The 18,647-nt window shown below is 34.9% G+C and carries 11 protein-coding genes; all 11 read left to right on the top strand.

What is annotated here, in order from left to right; genetic code table 11:
* Positions 1 to 161 precede the first annotated feature (161 nt).
* The 11 genes from R2Q59_RS03130 to R2Q59_RS03180 all read left to right on the top strand — a co-directional run bounded on the left by R2Q59_RS03130 (position 162) and on the right by R2Q59_RS03180 (position 18,624).
* Positions 162 to 3,347 (top strand): TonB-dependent receptor, encoded by a 3,186-nt coding sequence (locus R2Q59_RS03130; RefSeq protein ID WP_316765607.1) that lies wholly within the window; start codon positions 162 to 164, stop codon positions 3,345 to 3,347.
* 22 nt (positions 3,348 to 3,369) lie between these two features.
* The gene (locus R2Q59_RS03135; protein WP_316765608.1) at positions 3,370 to 5,166 is read left to right on the top strand and encodes a RagB/SusD family nutrient uptake outer membrane protein; all 1,797 of its coding nucleotides are present in this window, start codon (positions 3,370 to 3,372) and stop codon (positions 5,164 to 5,166) included.
* A gap of 10 nt (positions 5,167 to 5,176) precedes the next feature.
* Positions 5,177 to 6,739 (top strand): DUF4957 domain-containing protein, encoded by a 1,563-nt coding sequence (locus tag R2Q59_RS03140; protein ID WP_316783593.1) that lies wholly within the window; start codon positions 5,177 to 5,179, stop codon positions 6,737 to 6,739.
* 172 nt (positions 6,740 to 6,911) lie between these two features.
* Positions 6,912 to 7,646 carry a rhamnogalacturonan acetylesterase gene (locus tag R2Q59_RS03145; protein WP_316783595.1) on the top strand — a complete coding sequence of 245 codons (735 nt, stop codon included), beginning with the start codon at positions 6,912 to 6,914 and terminating at the stop codon, positions 7,644 to 7,646.
* A gap of 1 nt (position 7,647) precedes the next feature.
* Complete coding sequence (locus R2Q59_RS03150) at positions 7,648 to 8,637, top strand: pectinesterase family protein (protein ID WP_316783597.1); 990 nt, start codon at positions 7,648 to 7,650, stop codon at positions 8,635 to 8,637.
* Positions 8,638 to 8,704: 67 nt separating this feature from the next.
* Complete coding sequence (locus tag R2Q59_RS03155; RefSeq protein WP_316783599.1) at positions 8,705 to 10,321, top strand: glycoside hydrolase 43 family protein; 1,617 nt, start codon at positions 8,705 to 8,707, stop codon at positions 10,319 to 10,321.
* A gap of 208 nt (positions 10,322 to 10,529) precedes the next feature.
* Positions 10,530 to 12,206 carry a glycoside hydrolase family 28 protein gene (locus tag R2Q59_RS03160; RefSeq protein WP_316783601.1) on the top strand — a complete coding sequence of 559 codons (1,677 nt, stop codon included), beginning with the start codon at positions 10,530 to 10,532 and terminating at the stop codon, positions 12,204 to 12,206.
* A 1-nt stretch (position 12,207) separates the two neighbouring features.
* Complete coding sequence (locus R2Q59_RS03165) at positions 12,208 to 14,133, top strand: glycoside hydrolase family 88 protein (protein ID WP_316783603.1); 1,926 nt, start codon at positions 12,208 to 12,210, stop codon at positions 14,131 to 14,133.
* A gap of 57 nt (positions 14,134 to 14,190) precedes the next feature.
* Positions 14,191 to 15,228 carry a pectate lyase gene (gene pelA / locus R2Q59_RS03170; protein WP_316783605.1) on the top strand — a complete coding sequence of 346 codons (1,038 nt, stop codon included), beginning with the start codon at positions 14,191 to 14,193 and terminating at the stop codon, positions 15,226 to 15,228.
* Positions 15,229 to 15,437: 209 nt separating this feature from the next.
* Positions 15,438 to 16,937, top strand: a complete 1,500-nt coding sequence (locus R2Q59_RS03175; protein ID WP_316783607.1) for a tagaturonate reductase — start codon at positions 15,438 to 15,440, stop codon at positions 16,935 to 16,937.
* A gap of 43 nt (positions 16,938 to 16,980) precedes the next feature.
* Complete coding sequence (locus R2Q59_RS03180) at positions 16,981 to 18,624, top strand: altronate dehydratase family protein (protein WP_316783609.1); 1,644 nt, start codon at positions 16,981 to 16,983, stop codon at positions 18,622 to 18,624.
* Positions 18,625 to 18,647 lie beyond the last annotated feature (23 nt).

Consider the following 18,647-nt stretch of genomic DNA (forward strand, 5'->3'; position numbering starts at 1 on the left):
AGGCTTAAAGATAAAATTTAGATAACACTTTTTGGTAACGTTGTCGGGAACGATTGCACAGATTTAGTGTCCTGTACTGTTATGGTTTATAAAAAAAACAATGTAGACTTGTTTAAGTAAAGGCTGTTAAAAGGTCTAATAACCAAATATAATTTTAATGTATGAAAAAAATTCTACTGCTTCTTTGGATGCTGGCTATAGGTATGACTATGGCCAAGGCACAACAAACAAGGCAAATCTCGGGAAAAGTAACAGAAAAGGCTAGTAAGCAAGCCATCCCAGGAGCCTCTGTTTCCATTAAAGGTACAACAACCAGTACAAGTACCGACGCAAACGGCCAATTTGTAATTAACATTCCAAATTCAGGAACTGTAGTCTTGCAAGCCAAATACTTGGGTTTTCAACTTCAGGAAATAACTGTTGGTAAAGAAACAAAGGTAAATTTTGCGCTTGATGAAGATGTATCCACTTTAAACGAAGTGATGATTAATGTGGGTTATGGTACGGTTCGCAAAAAAGATTTAACCGGTTCGGTATCATCGATTAGCGCTGAGGTAATTGCAGCTGCTCCAGTCTCTTCAGCTTTGGAGGCTATACAAGGACGCTTAGCTGGTATTAGCATTGCTTCAACAGAAGGTTCCCCAGATGCTCAAATGAGTGTTAGGGTAAGGGGTGGTGCATCTATCACGAGTGATAATACACCACTTTATATTGTTGATGGTTTTCCTGTTGGCTCAATTGCAGATATTGCTCCACAAGATATAGAAAGCATAGATATTTTAAAGGATGCTTCTTCTGCCGCAATTTATGGTTCTAGAGGTGCAAATGGTGTTGTTTTAGTAACTACAAAAAGTGGTAAAGCGGGTAAAACAAATATAAGCTATAATGTTTTTGGAGGTACAAGGCAAATGGCAAATAAGTTAACTGTACTTACGCCTTTAGATTATGTAACATGGCAATATGAAAGAGCATTATTAGAGAAAACGCCAAATGATTATGCACAATATTTTGGGAACTACCAGGATATAGATTTGTATGCGAACGTACAACCAAATGATTGGCAAGACATTATATTCGGTCGTACTGGAACAACCATTAACAATAATTTAAGTATTAGTGGTGGTAGTGATAAAACAAAATATACATTGAGCTATAGTTTTGTAAAAGATAAGGCAATTATGCAATTGTCTGATTTTCAAAGACAAAATGTTAATTTTAAGCTAAATCATAAATTGTATGATAATTTGACATTAGATTTTGGAGTTCGTTATGCTGATACGAAAACAAATGGTGGTGGTGCAAATGAGCAGAATGAAAAATCTTCTGCAGATTCACGTTTAAAAAATGCAATGTTATATCCTCCATTTACAGTGCCTGGTTTAACATCATCAACAGAAACCAACGACGAATTTAACTTATATAGTCCGTTAACTTCAATTACTGATAATAATCAATCTATCCATAGAAAAACCTATAATATTAATGGGGCTGTAACTTATGAGATTATTGATAATTTGAAATTGCGTTCTGAAGTTGGTTATGATGGGATTAGAAATGATTTAGATCGTTTTTACGGATTAACAACTTATTATGTGAAAAATCTTTCAGATTATCCTAATTTTCCGGTTTTAAATTCTAATAACACAAATAGAAATGCAATAAGAAATACCAATACATTAAATTACACTTTCAGTAAAATTCTGAATAAAGACCATAATCTTAATGTTTTAGTAGGACATGAATATCTTAAGGAAGAGCAAAACGCTTTACAAACCGAAGTTCGTGGTTTTCCTAAAACATTTGCATTTGAACAAACTAGGTTACTTACTACCCAAGGAAAGGCATCCCTAATCGATAATAATTATGCGCCTGATAATAAATTGCTTTCTTTTTTTGGTAGAGCAAATTATGATTATAAAGGTAAATATTTATTAAGTGCAGCTTTAAGGATAGATGGCTCTTCTAAATTTGCTAAAGGAAATCAATGGGGATATTTTCCTTCAGTTTCTGGAGCATGGAGAGTTTCTCAAGAAGATTTCATGAATGATACTAAATCTTGGTTAACAGATTTAAAATTAAGAGCAAGTTATGGTGCAGCCGGTAATAATAATATTCCTACTGGTCAAATGACTCAATCTTTTTTAAATTCTAATACAGTTTGGGTAAATGGAGCTAATAATTATTGGGCAGCTTCTAAAACCATGGCTAACCCAGATTTGAAGTGGGAGACAAATGTGACAAGAAATATAGGTTTAGATTTTGCAATCCTTGATTCTAGGGTTACTGGAACAATAGATGCTTATTTAAATAAAACTAAAAACCTTTTACTTGCCGTTCAAACTCCAGGTACAGGTTATGATATACAATTTCGTAATGTAGGCCAAACAGAGAATAAGGGTTTAGAGTTTTCTGTAAACTGGAGTGCAGTGAAAAAAACAAATTTCGATTTCTCAGTAAATGCTAATATTAGTTTCAACAGAAATAAGGTAGTATCATTAGGGCCTCTTAAAAATATCCTAGGTACTTCTGGCTGGGCATCAACAGAGATTGGTGCAGATTATTTAGTAGAAACTGGTGCTTCTATAGGTCGTATTTATGGTTATAAAAATGCGGGCAGATATGAAGTTTCAGATTTTTCAGGATATAATTCGGCTACAGATACTTGGACATTGAAACCTGGTGTAGTTGATGGTTCAGCCTTTCTAGGTACAATTCGCCCTGGTACAATGAAAATACAAGATATATCTGGTGATGGAAAAATCGATTTATCAGATAGGTCAATTATTGGTAATGCAAATCCGTTAAATACTGGTGGTTTCTCATTAAACTCTAGAATTTATAATTTTGATATTGGTGCTTATTTTAATTGGAGCTACGGAAATGACGTTTACAATGCCAATAAAATAGAATATACTTCTAGCAGTAAATATAGCTCTAGAAATATGATTGATATCATGGCAACTGGTAAACGTTGGACAAATCTTCGTGCTGATGGAACACTAAGCAATGACCCTGCAGAATTAGCAGCAATGAATGCTAACACCACGCTTTGGTCTCCATTTTCTAAAGCTTTTGTGTTAAGTGATTGGGCTGTAGAAGATGCTTCATTCTTGAGATTGTCTACCGTTACTGTAGGTTATACATTACCTGCAAATATTTCGCAGAAATTAAAAATGAAAAAATTAAGGGTTTATGCTTCTGGTTATAATCTGTGGTTGTGGACTAATTACACTGGTTTTGATCCGGAAGTTTCTACGAGAAGAAAAGATACCTTAACACCAGGTGTAGATTATTCTGCTTACCCAAGAAGTAAATCATTCATTTTTGGATTAAACGTTAATTTTTAGGAAAATATTTAAATAAAAGAATATGAAAAAGATAATATATATACTATTTGTTTTTGCAGGATTTGCAGCGATAAGTAGTTGTAAAAATGCTTTGGATGCACCAGCAAAATCTACATTGGACGAATCGGTTATTTTTTCAACACCAGGTTTAGCTGAAGGGGCAATTGCAGGGGTTTTACAATCGTTTGGAGAAACCAACTCATATCGCGGTCGCTTTTTGGTTTATTATGGAGTTAATAATGACACTGAAGTATATAATTCATTAAAGGCAACAGGTGATGATAAAGCAAGATTAAGTAACAATAATACCAATGTAAATAATAGCCAAATGAATACTTTGGATAATGCTTACGCTAAATTTTACGAGGGTATTGAGAGAGCGAACTTAGCCATAAGAGGAATTAGGACTTACGGAAAAATAGAAAGTAACCCACAAATGGCACAAATCTTAGGGCAAATATTAACTTTAAGAGCTGTTGTTTATAACGATTTAATTAAAGGTTGGGGCGATGTTCCAGCTAGGTTTGAGCCAGTAACAACAGAAACTAGTTATTTGCCTAGAAGCGATAGAGATGTTATTTACAAACAATTATTGGCCGATTTAAATGAAGCTGCAGGTTATTTGCCTTGGCCAAATGAAAATGCAAGCACTAACAGTGTTGAAAAAGTAAATAAAGCATTTGCAAAAGGATTGAGAGCCCGCTTAGCTTTAGCAGCTGGTGGTTATGCGCAACGTTTAGATGGAACTGTGAAACTAAGTGCCGATCCAGAATTATCTCGTGATAAAATGTATGCCATTGCTAAAAAAGAGTGCTTAGAAATTATCGCTAGTGGTAAATTAAGATTGCTTGGTTATGAGGAAATCTTCAGAAAGTTAAATGAAGAAACAGGTGCTGCTGGATTAGAATCGATGTGGGAAATTCCGTTTAGTGAAGGTAGAGGTAGGGTTATTTTTGATTTAGGTGTTAGACACGCAAAAACAGATCAATATACTGGACAAAACAAAGGCGGTACAAATGGTCCTAATCCAATCATGTTATATGAGTATGAAAAAGAGGATGTACGTAGAGATGTGAGCATTGTTCCTTACGGATGGGATGGTGGTGATGGTACTAAAGGTGCAGCTCAAGTTCCATCTTCATTAAGTGCTTTATATTTTGGTAAATATCGTTATGAGTGGATGAAACGCAGAGTAACATCTACAAATGATGATGGTTTAAACTGGATGTACATGCGTTATGCTGATGTAGTTTTAATGGCTGCTGAAGCGGTTAATGATATCGACGGTCCAGCTGCAGCAGCTCCATATTTAAAAATGATTCGCGATAGGGCCTACCCAACCGCACCTGCAAAGGTCACTTCGTTTATGAGTACGGCAACAGCTTCTAAAGCAGCATTTTTTGATGCTGTTGTAAATGAAAGAGCGTTAGAGTTTACTGGAGAAATGCTAAGAAAAGCAGATTTAATACGTTGGAACTTGTTAGATTCTAAATTAGCTGATGCTAAATTGAAATTACAACAGTTAGAAGCCAGAACAGGAAAATATGCTAATCTTCCTGCTAAGATTTATTATAAAACCCTAGCAAATGGAGAAACTGTTGAAATTTATGGTTTAAACTTTGGCGATACAGATGCTATTGGCGCTGCTGGTGGTTATACGGCTAATAAAGCTTGGACTCTTGGACCAACTACAGACCCAATTAAATATTGGGATGCTTTGTTTGTAAAACAACCAAATTTGCAACAATATTGGCCTATTTGGCAAGTTTTCTTAGACGCTTCTAATGGAATGCTAAATAATAAACCTTTAAACTTATAAACTCAAGGGTATGAAAAAGAATAATATATATATCAGCATTTTTTTCCTGATGACTTTAATAGGTTTTTCAGGTTGTAAAGATGATATGATGGAAGAAATTACTACATTAAATGTTGATAGAACATTTTCACCAACTGGTTTAACTGCTAGTGTAGTTAATAAAACAAATGTCCTATTAACTTGGAAAGCTGTAAATAACGCCAAAACTTATACAGTTGAAGTGTTTGAAAATGCAGATTTTTCAGGAACAGCTGTTAAAACAATACCAAATATCACATTTACACAAGTGCCATATACAGTTACTGGCCTATCAGGTGATACACAATATTCGATAAGAGTTAAAGGTGTAGGCGAAGGAACAGATGATTCTAAATGGGTAACTGCTTCTGCTAAGACTGATCCTGAACAGATTTTCTCAGCAATAAATGCAGCTAAGTTAACAGCAAATTCAGTGGCTTTAAACTGGCCTGCTGGTCAAACAGCCACTACAATTACTTTATCACCTGGTAATATTACACGTACGGTTACTGCAGCAGAAATAGCAGCAGGTGAGGCAATAGTGACAGGTTTAACAGGAGAAACGCTATATACAGCAAAACTACTTAATGGAACTAAGGTTAGAGGCACAATTACCTTCACAACTTTGCTTGATTTAGGCGGTGCAATTGCGGTTTATCCAACAGATAACTTGGCCACTCTAATTGCTAATGCAAATGCAGGTGATGTATTTGCATTGTTCCCTGGTACATACAATATCAACGCAGACATAACTGCAACTAAATCAATATCAATAAAAGGAGCTAAGCCAACTGATAAGCCAATTATTAAAGGTATGATCATTAGGTTAAAAGCTAATGCTGGTTTGTCTTTAAAAGATTTAGATATTGATGGTACTGGAGCTTTAAATGGTAATCAGGCAATTATTTATGATGAAGCTTTAACTACTGCTTATGGCAACCTAAACGTTGAGAATTGTGTAATTAAAAATTATGTAAAAGGTTTAATGTATGTGAATGTTGCGGCTCTTATAGAATCGGTTACATATAAAGGTAATATCATTAGCAATATTGAATGTAATGGAGGAGACTTTATTGATTTTAGAGCTGGTATAGCTAAAACTGTTAGTTTTACCAACAATACAGTTTATAACTCAGCTTTAGCAAGAGATTTTTTTAGAATGGATCCTGCTGGTTCAACTAACTTCCCTACCATAACATCAGTTATTACCATCTCTACAAATACTTTAAACGGAATGTGTAATGGTGCAGCAAATAGATTATTGTACGTTCGTTTAGCAAATCATCAAATTTTCTTTTCTAAAAATATAGTAGCAAATTCTGGTGGTATCTTAACAAATCAAGCATCAACCATTATTGTAGCAGCTAATTTTACAGGCAATAACTATTTTAATGCACCAACGTATTTAGCTGGCAGTGCTACAGCTAATGCTAAATATGATACAGGAACTTCAACTTCTTTAAATCCTGGTTTTACATCGGTTGCTACAGGTAATTTTACCATTAGTGAGAATACGCTTAAAACAAATGGAGTAGGCGATCCACGATGGAGATAAAAATTTAAATTTGGTTTACTATAAAGGGGGCAGAGAATTCTGTTCCCTTTTTTTGTGGTATCGGTCGGCAACGTTTGCACAATTAATTATCATAAATGGTCTGAAAGTTGAGTAATTTGCTTTTCTAAAACTCAAAAACTAATTTGACTTTTTAAAAAAAACCAATTATAGCATGTATAAAAACCTTTTGATCGGACTAGGAATTATCCTGATGTCATTTACCTTCATAAAAAGAGATCCCATTACACTTTATATTATCGGCGATTCTACAGCCGCCAATAAAGCAGCGAATAAATTTCCAGAAACTGGATGGGGAATGGAATTACAACCATTCTTTAATACAGAAGTTAAGGTTGATAATAGAGCCTTAAATGGAAGAAGCACTAAATCTTTCATCAATGAAAAAAGGTGGGAAAATATATTAACCACATTAAAAGAAGGCGATTTTGTGATGATTGAGTTCGGTCATAATGATGAGAAGATTGAAAATCCAAAAGTTGGAACTTCTTTAGAAGAATTTAAAGTTAATCTGATAAAATATATTCAAGAAACCCAAGCTAAAAAAGCAAATCCAATTTTATTGACACCAATTGTTCGTCGAAATTTTATAAATGGTGTTTTAACCGATACGCATAAAGGTTACCCTGAAGTGGTTAGGGAATTAGCAGATTCATTACACATTCCACTAATTGATATGCAAAGCAAAACAGAAAAATTGGTTAAGGCTTTAGGTGATGAGCCATCTAAAAAATTATTCCTTCACTTAGATTCTGGTCATGTTAATTATCCAAAGGGAGTGAAAGATAATACTCATTTAAATGTGGAAGGTGCAAAGGCTTTTGCTGATTTAGTGGCTGAGGGAGTTAAGGAAACAAAAACCAAATTGGCTAAATATTTGAAAAAATAAGATGAAAAAGTTATTGTTTTATTGTTCAATTGTTTTATTGTTGAATGGCATTGATGTCAATGCATCGAGTCTCCCCTCTAACATCTCACATCTTAAATCTCCATACGATTTTACAGTAGCTGCCGATGGAACTGGGAATTTTAAAACTGTTCAAGAAGCAATTAATGCTGTTCCAGATTTTAGAAAAACGCCAACAACAATTTTCATTAAAAATGGTACCTATAAGGAAAAATTAAATCTTTCGGCTTCAAAGAAATTGGTTAAAATGATTGGGGAAAGTGTTGAGAAAACGATTCTGACCTATGATGATTGGGCTCAACGAAAAAATTCTTTTGGAGAAGAAAAGGGAACATCTGGCTCAGCTAGCTTTTATGTTTATGGCGATGGATTTTCTGCCGAGAATATTACATTCCAAAATACAGCAGGGCCAGTTGGCCAGGCGGTTGCTTTATTTGTAGCTGGCGATAAAGCCAAATTTACAAATTGCAGAATGTTGGGTTTTCAAGATACCTTATATACGTATGGTCATGGCAGTCGACAATATTATTACAAATGTTATATAGAAGGAACTGTCGACTTTATTTTTGGTTCATCCACCGCTGTGTTCGAAGAATGTGAAATTTTCTGCAAAAAAGGAGGCTATGTAACCGCATCTTCCTCTCCAGATACATCAAAATACGGCTATGTTTTTATCAATAGCAAAGTTACTGGTGATGCGTCAGATAACTCTTTTTTCTTAGGTAGACCTTGGCGGCCTTTTGCAAAAGCCGTTTTTATCAATTGTAATTTAGGCAAAATGATTAAAGCTGAAGGCTGGAATAACTGGGGCAAAGAAAGCAACGAAAAAACAGCATTTTATGCAGAGTATAAAAGTACTGGGTCCGGTGCAAATCCGAAATCTCGTGTGCCTTGGTCGCATCAATTAGATGAAACAACTGTAAAAGAATACACATTAGATATGATTCTAAATGGTTGGAACCCTAAAGAGTAATCAATCGTCTTGCGTTTACCGTTGTTGGTTTGGGACAATGCTAAACGAGTAAACACAAATTCATATTATGAAATTATCAATTCTTACATTGTTCACGCTCCTTTCCGTTTCAGCCTTTGCCCAAAAAGATATTTCTAAAGTTTGGGTATCAGATTTAGGTAATGGAAAATATAAAAATCCAGTTATTGATGCTGATTATTCAGATCCAGATGTAGTTAGGGTTGGAGATGATTTTTATTTAACAGCTTCTAGTTTTGATGCCATTCCTGGTTTACCAATCCTTCATTCAAAAGATTTGGTAAATTGGACAATCATCGGCCATGCCTTAAAAAGACAACCACCTTTTGACCATTTCTCTAAAACACAACACGGAAACGGAGTTTGGGCACCAGCCATTCGTTTTCATAACGGCGAATTTTATATTTATTATCCAGACCCAGATTTTGGTATCTATTTAACAAAAGCAAAAAATCCTGCTGGTCCTTGGTCTGAGCCAATTTTAGTAGAAGGAGGAAAAGGTTTAATTGATCCTTGTCCACTTTGGGATGAAGATGGTAAAGTTTATTTGGCTCACGCTTATGCAGGTAGCCGAGCTGGAATTAAAAGTATCATCGTTGTTAAAAAAATGAATGCAGCAGGTGATAAAGTGCTAGATGAAGGTAAATTAGTTTATGATGGTCACGAGTTAGACCCAACAATAGAAGGGCCAAAATTCTATAAAAGAAACGGGTACTATTATATTTTTGCTCCTGGTGGCGGTGTTTCAACAGGATGGCAAACTATTTTAAGATCGAAAAATGTGTATGGTCCTTATGAGCGTAAAGTTGCAATGGATCAGGGTAAATCTCCAATAAATGGCCCACATCAAGGTGCTTGGGTTAATACGCCATCGGGCGAAGATTGGTTCTTGCACTTTCAAGATAAGAATGCTTACGGTAGAGTAGTTCATTTGCAACCAATGAAATGGGTTAATAATTGGCCAGTAATTGGAACAGATTCAGATGGTGATGGAATTGGTGAGCCAGTTTTGGTTTATAAAAAACCTGCAATTGCAAAACCAGTAGCTATTGCAACCCCTGCAGAAAGCGATGAGTTTAATGGAACGAATTTAGGTTTACAATGGCAATGGCAAGCAAATCCATCAGCTACTTGGTCATTTTTAAATCCAACCAAAGGAATGTTAAGGTTGTATTCTGCAAAAATGCCAGATAGCGCTAAAAACTATTGGGATGTGCCAAATATCTTGTTGCAGAAATTTCCGACAGAGAAATTTACAACGGTTACCAAACTAACTTTTACACCAAATACAAAATTAGAAAATGAAAAAGCTGGTTTAATTGTAGCTGGTTTAAGTTATGCCAACATCGCCGTTAAGAGCAAAAAAGATGGTAATTACTTAGTTTATACAACTTGTAAAACGGCAGATAAAGGGAAGGCAGAGAAGGAAGAAGTGATTGTTAAATTAACTACCTCAACAATTTATCTAGCTGTAACTGTAAGTGATGGTGCTAAATGCCAATTCAGTTATAGTTTAACTGGAGATAAATATACCAATGTAAATGATGTATTTCAGGCTGAGCCAGGAAAATGGATAGGCGCTAAAGTAGGACTTTTTTGCGTTAGAGAACAACAAACAAATGACGCGGGTTATGCAGATTTTGATTTTTTTAGAATAGAGAAATAATATCAACCGTTGTGGGCTTAGGCTTACAATACTTAATGCTGAAATTTGCTAACTGATAACGATTGCATAGTTTTTTGTTCCATTAATGCGATAAACTATGTAGACTTGTCGTTAGATATGTGTTTTTAGAGAAGTGTAGAGATGTAATTCGAAGTCGCAACCGAAAACTCATAACTAAATTTATTACCAATATAAACTGTACACCCGAATGAGAAAAATAGTATCAACTATATTCACTGCAACACTCTTTATTAGTTCATTAACAGCTTTTGCGCAATCAAATAAGCAAAAAGCGCCATATTCTTTTAGTAATCTTCCGGTAATTGCAAAAACTTCATTTAAGGCCGATACTTTCAATATCATTAAGTATGGTGCTAAAAACGATGGTGTTACTTTAAATAGCAAGGCGATAAATGATGCAATTGTAGCTTGTAATAAAAAAGGTGGGGGCGTAGTACTTGTTCCAAAAGGAATGTGGTTAACTGGACCAATCGAGTTAAAAAGCAACGTGAATTTACATTTGCAAAAAAATGCAATTATTCAGTTCACTAAAGATTTTAATCAATACCCATTAGTAGCTAGCAATTGGGAAGGCTTACCTCAAATGCGTAATCAATCACCTTTATGGTCTACAAACCAAACCAATATTGCAATAACAGGTTTTGGGATTATAGATGGAGCAGGCGAGGTTTGGCGAATGGTAAAAAAAGATAAACTCACAGAAAGCCAATGGTCTAAATTAGTGGCTTCTGGTGGTGTGTTAAGTGATGATAAAAAAAGCTGGTATCCTTCTGAGGCATTTTTCAAAGCTTCAAAAATGAAAAACCCTGGAGAAATTACTCCAGATAAAACGCCAGAGTTTTATAATAGCATTAAAACTTTTTTAAGACCAAACTTATTGGTTTTTACCTCATGTAAGAAGATTTTGTTAGAAGGGGTTACTTTTCAAAATTCGCCAGCATGGAATTTACATCCACTAATGTGTGAAGATTTAACGGTAAGAAATGTGTACGTTAAAAATCCGTGGTACGCACAAAATGGAGATGGTATAGATTTAGAATCTTGTAAAAACGTATTAATTGAAGGCAGCACTTTTGATGTAGGTGATGATGGAATTTGTATTAAATCTGGTCGTGATGCTGCAGGTAGAAAACGTGGAATGCCAACAGAAAATGTAATTATTCGCAATAGCACAGTTTATCATGCACATGGTGGATTTGTGATTGGCAGTGAAATGTCTGGTGGTGCAAAAAATATCTTCGTTTCAGATTGTTCATTCATTGGAACGGATATTGGTCTTCGTTTTAAAACAACTCGAGGTAGAGGTGGTGTGGTAGAGAAAATCTTTGTTAAAAACATCAATATGAAAGATATTGTTGGCGAAGCTATCTTATTTGATATGTATTATGCTGCGGTAGATCCTGTTCCCCTAAAAGGCGAAAAAAGAGATGCACCAAAAGTAGAGTTATTGCCTGTAACCGAAGAAACGCCTATTTTTAGAGATTTCCATATTACGGATGTAGTTTGTGATGGAGCTTCAAAAGCAGTATTTATTAGAGGTTTACCGGAATTAAGTATCAGTAACATCACACTAGATAATCTTAACATAAAAGCAGATGAAGGTGTTGATATTCAAGAAGCAAAAAATGTAAGTTTAAATAATGTGAATTTGATTGTTGCCAATTCTAATCCATTAATTAACATACAAAACGGAAATACAATCAACTTTAAAAACATAAATTATAATGCAGCTCAATTGCTTTTCCGCATAACAGGAGATAGAAATAGTGCCATTAAAACTTCTGGCTTAGATGCTACAAAAGCAAAATCTAAAACCGAATTTTTAGCTGGAGCTGATGAAAAAACATTGCAGATTAATAAATAGTATGAACAGATCCCTAAAGTATTTTGCACTTGTAGCCTTAACAAGCTTAACTTTTAAAGTAGGTGCCCAAGTAAAACCATTATCTCAACAAATGGCCGATCAGGTATTGGCTTTGTCAAAAGATTCTGCTAATGCAAGTTCTAATAATTTTAGACCAGTAAAATGGTCTTATGATCAAGGTGTAATTTTAGAAGGCATTGATGGCGTTTGGAAAAGAACGGCTAACAATGAATATTTTAAATACATGCAAGCTTGTATGGATGCCTATGTTACCAAAGATGGCGACATTAAGATGTACAAAATAGAAGACCATAATATAGACAATGTAAAAAACGGACGTACTTTATTAACGTTATACAAAGTAACTGGTCAGGCAAAATATTTTAAAGCGGCAACCATATTATGGAATCAGTTAAAAGAGCAACCTAGAACTAAAGAAGGCGGTTTTTGGCATAAAAAAATCTATCCAAATCAAATGTGGTTAGATGGATTGTATATGGGAGAGCCATTTTATGCTGAATATGCAGCGCTAATTAAAGATGAAAAAGCTTTTGATGATATCGCCAATCAATTTATTTGGATGGAGAAAAACTCAAGAGATGCAAAAACTGGTTTATTGTACCATGGTTGGGATGAGTCCAAAACCGAGAAATGGGCAGATAAAACCACTGGTAAATCTCCTAATTTTTGGGCAAGAGCAATGGGATGGTACGGAATGGCGTTGGTTGATGTATTAGACAATTTCCCTCAAAACCACCCAAAACGTGCAGCATTGTTAGCTATTTTAAATCGCTTTGCGGTAGCAACTCAAAAAGTTCAGGATGCTAAATCTGGCTTATGGTACGATATTTTAGATAAACCACAAGGCAAGGGTAATTACTTCGAATCATCTGCTTCGAGTATGTTTGTTTATACCTATGCAAAAGCAGTTAGAATGGGTTGGTTGCCAAAATCTTATTTCGCAGTGGCGGATAAGGGTTATAAAGGCATTCAAAAAGAATTTATAGAAAAAGTAGGCACTGATAAAGTTAATCTTAAAGGAACCGTAGCTGTTTCTGGCTTAGGTGGAAAACCATATCGTGATGGAAGTTATGCTTATTACATGAGCGAAAAAGTAATTACTAACGATGCAAAAGGTGTTGGTGCATTTTTATGTGCAGCTAACGAAATGGAAATTGCTGCATTGCCAAAACCTGCTTTAGGAAAAACTGTAATGCTCGACTCGTATTTTAACAACGAGGTTAGAAAGGATCAAAGTGGCAACGATCAAATTTGGCACTACAAATGGGATGCTCGTGATAATAATGGGTTCTCTTTGTTGGGAGAAATATTTGAAAGATCTGGATTTAAAAACAAAACTTTATATCAAGCACCAACTGTAGAAAATCTAAAAGGTACTTCAATTTATATAATTGTAGATCCTGATAGTGAAAAAGAAGCTGCAAAACCGAACTATATTCAAGAAAAAGACATTACCAATATTGCCAATTGGGTAAATGCAGGTGGTGTTTTAGTATTATTTGGTAACGATGGACCAAACGTAGAATTAGAGCATTTTAACAAGCTAGCTAATAAATTTGGCTTCCATTTTAATGGCGAAACAAAAGGTAAAGTTCCAGTTGCTGGTGTTTTTGAGACAGCTAAAGTCGTTGTTCCGGCAGGAAACGAAATATTCAAAAATGTTAAAGACCTTTTCATTAAAGAATACAGTAGTTTAAAGCTTTCTGGTAATGCAAGACCAATCTTAAAAGATATAGACGGCGACAATGTAATTGCGGTAAGTAAATATGGAAAAGGAACAGTATTTGTAATTGGCGACCCTTGGTTATACAATGAATATGTAGATGCAAGAAAATTACCAGCTACTTATGACAATTTCAAAGCTGCTAATGATTTAGTGAATTGGCTAACAAAGCAGGTTAAATAGTTAAGAAATAACCGTCATTGCGAGGCACGAAGCAATCTTAAAGCGATAAACAAAAAGATGAAAAAAATTAAAACGATATTTTACACGCTTATCTGCTTGAGCTTATACTCTTGCGCATCTGCTCAACAAGCCACACAAACGGCTCAAAAAACCGACGAATTAGCAGAAAAGATGCTGGTTTATCAATTGAGCAATGGAGCTTGGCCAAAGCAATTAGTTGGAGGTATTGTAGTTAAATATGAATTGCCATTAACTGATGCATTATTAGCTAAAATTAAAGCTACAGACTATATGCATGCTACTATTGATAATAAAGCAACCAGTAGAGAAATCAATGCATTAGTTAAGGCTTACAAAACCACTCAAAATAAAGCTTATTTAGTCGCAGCAGAAAAAGGTATAGATTATCTGTTTAAAGCGCAATATGCAAATGGAGGTTGGCCACAATATTATCCTGATAAAAGTAGCTACAGAGCAGAAATTACTTATAATGATGATGCGATGATTAACGTGTTAAATATCATGTTAAACATTGCAGCCCAAACAAACGATTTTGAAGTAGTAAATAAAGCGTACATCGCTAAAGCTGAAGATGCTGTAAAAAGAGGTTTAGATTGTATCTTAAAAACTCAAATTACCCAAAATGGGAAATTAACTATTTGGGCAGCACAATACGACCAAAACACTTTAAAACCAGCTAAGGCTAGAAATTTTGAACCTGCTTCTTTAAGTACTTCAGAATCTGTAGGGATAGTTAGGTTTTTAATGCGCTTAAAAAATCCATCACCAGCTACAAAAAATGCCATTTCAAATGCAGTGGCTTGGTTCGATTCCTCAAAAATTGTAGGTTTTAAATTTGCTAAATTTCCTGATGGAAAAGATACAGGGCTAATTCCAGATGCTACGTCTACAATTTGGGCTAGATTTTATGATTTTCAAACCAATAAGCCAATTTTTGGAGATAGAGACAATTCAATTAAATCAAACGTAGCAGATATTAGTTTCGAGCGTAGAAACGGATATGGATGGTACGGAACATGGGCAAATAATCTAATTCTTAAAGATTATCCAAAATGGCAGAAAAATAATCAATAAACAGTTTACAGTTCTCAGTTTTCAAGTCCGGCAACTGCCAATTGTAAACTGGAAATTGAGAACTGAATTCGGGAACGATTGCGCAAATATTTGCTTTCAAATAGGGTTTTTAATAGCTAAAAATACGTAAAATTGCTATAACCAAAAGCTGACAATGTGCTTTGATTTCTATCGTCGGCAAATTTTAATTTGAAATTTGATATACAATAATGATTCTATCTAAAGCAAATCTTAACCTTATCACTAAGGAAGATGTGATTGTGCCATCTGCAAATATTTTCGAACTTCCAGAAAAAGTATTGCAATTCGGAACTGGAGTTTTACTACGTGGCTTACCCGATTATTTTATAGATAAAGCAAATAAACAAGGTGTTTTTAACGGGAGAGTTGCTGTTGTAAAATCAACAAGTGGCGCTACAACCGAATTTGATGAACAAGATTCATTATATACGCTTTGCGTTAGAGGTATAGAAAATGGTCAACCAGTTTCTCAAAATATCATTTCATCAGCAATAAGTAGGGTAATTTCTGCTAACGATGACTGGAATGCCATTCTTGAAATTGCAAAATCAAAAGACTTATCGATTATTGTTTCAAATACTACCGAAGTTGGTATCCAGTTAGTAAACGAAAGTATTGACCAGAATCCGCCTGTTTCTTTTCCTGCTAAAGTATTGGCTGTTTTACACGAGAGATTTAAAGCTTTAGGTGCGATAAATAGTGGCTTAGTTATCGTTGCAACAGAGTTGATACCAGATAACGGTAAAAAATTGGGTTCAATAGTACTAGAGTTAGCTAAATTTAATAATCTAGGGGATGATTTCATTTTATGGTTACAAAATGAAAATAAGTTCTGTAATTCATTGGTTGATAGAATTGTACCGGGTAAACCTGATGCTGCAACCTTAGCTAACTTACAAGATGAACTGGGCTATACAGATAATTTATTATCTATGAGCGAGCCTTATAGTTTATGGGCAATCGAAGGTGGTGCTAAAGTAGCAGAAGCATTATCTTTTGCTAAAGTAGATAGTGGTGTTGTTATTGCTGAAGACATAGAAATTTATAGAGAATTAAAAGTTCGCTTATTAAACGGAACACATACTTTAAGTTCAGGAATTGCATTTCTATCAGGTATAGATACTGTTAAAAAAGCAATGACAAATGAGCAAATTAAAACTTACATAGAGGTTTTAATGAGAAACGAAATTGGTCCGGCTATTCCTTACCAAGTTACAGAAGAGCAAACTACAGCATTTGCAGGTACTGTTAAAGACCGTTTCGCCAATCCTTCAATCGAACATTTGTGGATTAATATCACTTTTCAGTATACAATGAAAATGAAAATCCGCATTTTGCCATTGTTGCTTAATCATTATAAATTGTTCAACAATGTTCCAGAAAATATCGCCTTTGGCTTTGCAGCCTACTTAACTTTTATGAAAGTAGCTAACGAAAAAGATGGTAAATATTATGGTTCTTATAATGGTATCGATTATTTAATTACTGATGATAGTGCAAGTTATTTAAACAATATCTTATCATCAGATAGTTCAGATTATCCATCGGCTGTGCTAAGCGATGTAGATTTCTGGAAAACAGATTTAAATTCATTGCCTTGTTTTACCCAAGCTGTAAGCGAAAAATACGAAGCAATTGCCAAAATCGGCATTGCAGATGCTCTAGTGAAATTAAACTCTTCTAATTAATTTAACTAACTTAAACCTTTCAAAAAAAGAAAGTAGAATAGATATGAAACAACAGGTTCTAAAAGTCCATCCACAAGATAATGTGCTTGTCGCTTTAACCGATTTAAAAGCTGGTCAAACAGTAAACTACCAAGGAGTCGATTATGTTTTAGTAGATGATATCGACGCTAAACATAAGTTTTACATGACCGATATGAATGCGGGCGATGAAGTAAGTATGTACGGAACTTTAGTTGGTAAAGTACAATTTACGGTAAGAGCTGGTTCTGTAATGAATACTGATAATTTAAAACACGCCGCTGCTCCTTATGAGTTTCGACCTTATCATTACAGTTGGCAAGCTCCAGATGTTTCGAAATTTGAAGGAAGAACTTTTAATGGTTACCATCGCTCAGATGGCAAAGTTGGAACGGCTAATTACTGGTTATTTATTCCAACCGTATTCTGCGAAAATCGCAACTTAGATGTAATTCGTGAAGCTTTACATAATGAACTTGGTTATGCAGTAACCGAAAAATACAAATCTTATACACACCAATTAGTTGAAGCTTTTCAAAATGGAGTTGATATTTCGACTTTAGATGCTCCACTATCTTTTGAGGGTGTAAGACATAATAGGCCATTTAAAAATATCGATGGGATTAAATTTTTAAACCATCAAGGTGGATGTGGCGGCATTAGACAAGATGCTGCTGTTTTAAGTAAGTTGTTAGCAGCTTATGCAGACCATCCTAATGTGGCTGGAGTTACTGTTTTAAGTTTAGGCTGCCAAAATTTACAAGTTCAAGATTTTACCAAAGATTTAAAAGAGCGCAATCCAAATTTCGATAAACCTCTTTTCATATTTGAGCAACAACAATCGCAAAGCGAAGAGAATATGATTGCGTTGGCCATCAAAAAAACTTTTGAAGGTTTAGTAGAAGCTAATAAAATTGAACGTCAACCTGCTCCTTTGAGCAAAATGAATGTTGGTGTTAAATGTGGTGGTAGCGATGGATTTAGTGGTATTTCTGCAAATCCAGCAGTTGGCTATTGCTCAGATTTATTGGTAGGCTTAGGTGCAACAGTTTTGTTGGCTGAGTTTCCAGAATTATGCGGTGCAGAGCAAGACTTAATTGATAGAACTAAAGATGAAGCTGCTGCGAAGAAATTCATTAGTTTGATGGGTGCGTATAGTCAAGCAGCAGAAAATGCTGGTTCTGGTTTTCACATGAACCCATCTCCAGGAAACATCAAAGACGGTTTAATTACTGATGCGATAAAAAGTAATGGTGCAGCAAAAAAAGGTGGAACATCTCCGGTAGAAGATGTTTTAGACTATACTGAACCAAGTACAAAACACGGTTTAAATTTAGTTTGTACGCCAGGTAATGATGTAGAAGCTACTACGGGTAAAGCTGCAAGTGGTGCAACTTTAATTTTGTTTACTACAGGATTGGGAACGCCAACAGGAAACCCAGTTTGTCCGGTAATTAAAGTTTCTACCAATAATGCTTTAACCAAAAGAATGGGCGATATTATCGATATTAATACAGGGCCAGTAATTGAAGGCGAAAAAACCATTGAAGAAATGGGCGAAGATATTTTAGAATATTGTATTAAAGCTGCCAGTGGCGAAGTAATCCCTAAATCAGTTTTACTAAATCAAGATGATTTTATTCCTTGGAAAAGAGGGGTTTCTTTATAGTACATAAACCGTCATATCGAACG

Origin of the sequence: Pedobacter frigiditerrae (genome assembly GCF_032678705.1) — a bacterium.
GTDB classification, from domain to species: domain Bacteria; phylum Bacteroidota; class Bacteroidia; order Sphingobacteriales; family Sphingobacteriaceae; genus Pedobacter; species Pedobacter frigiditerrae_A.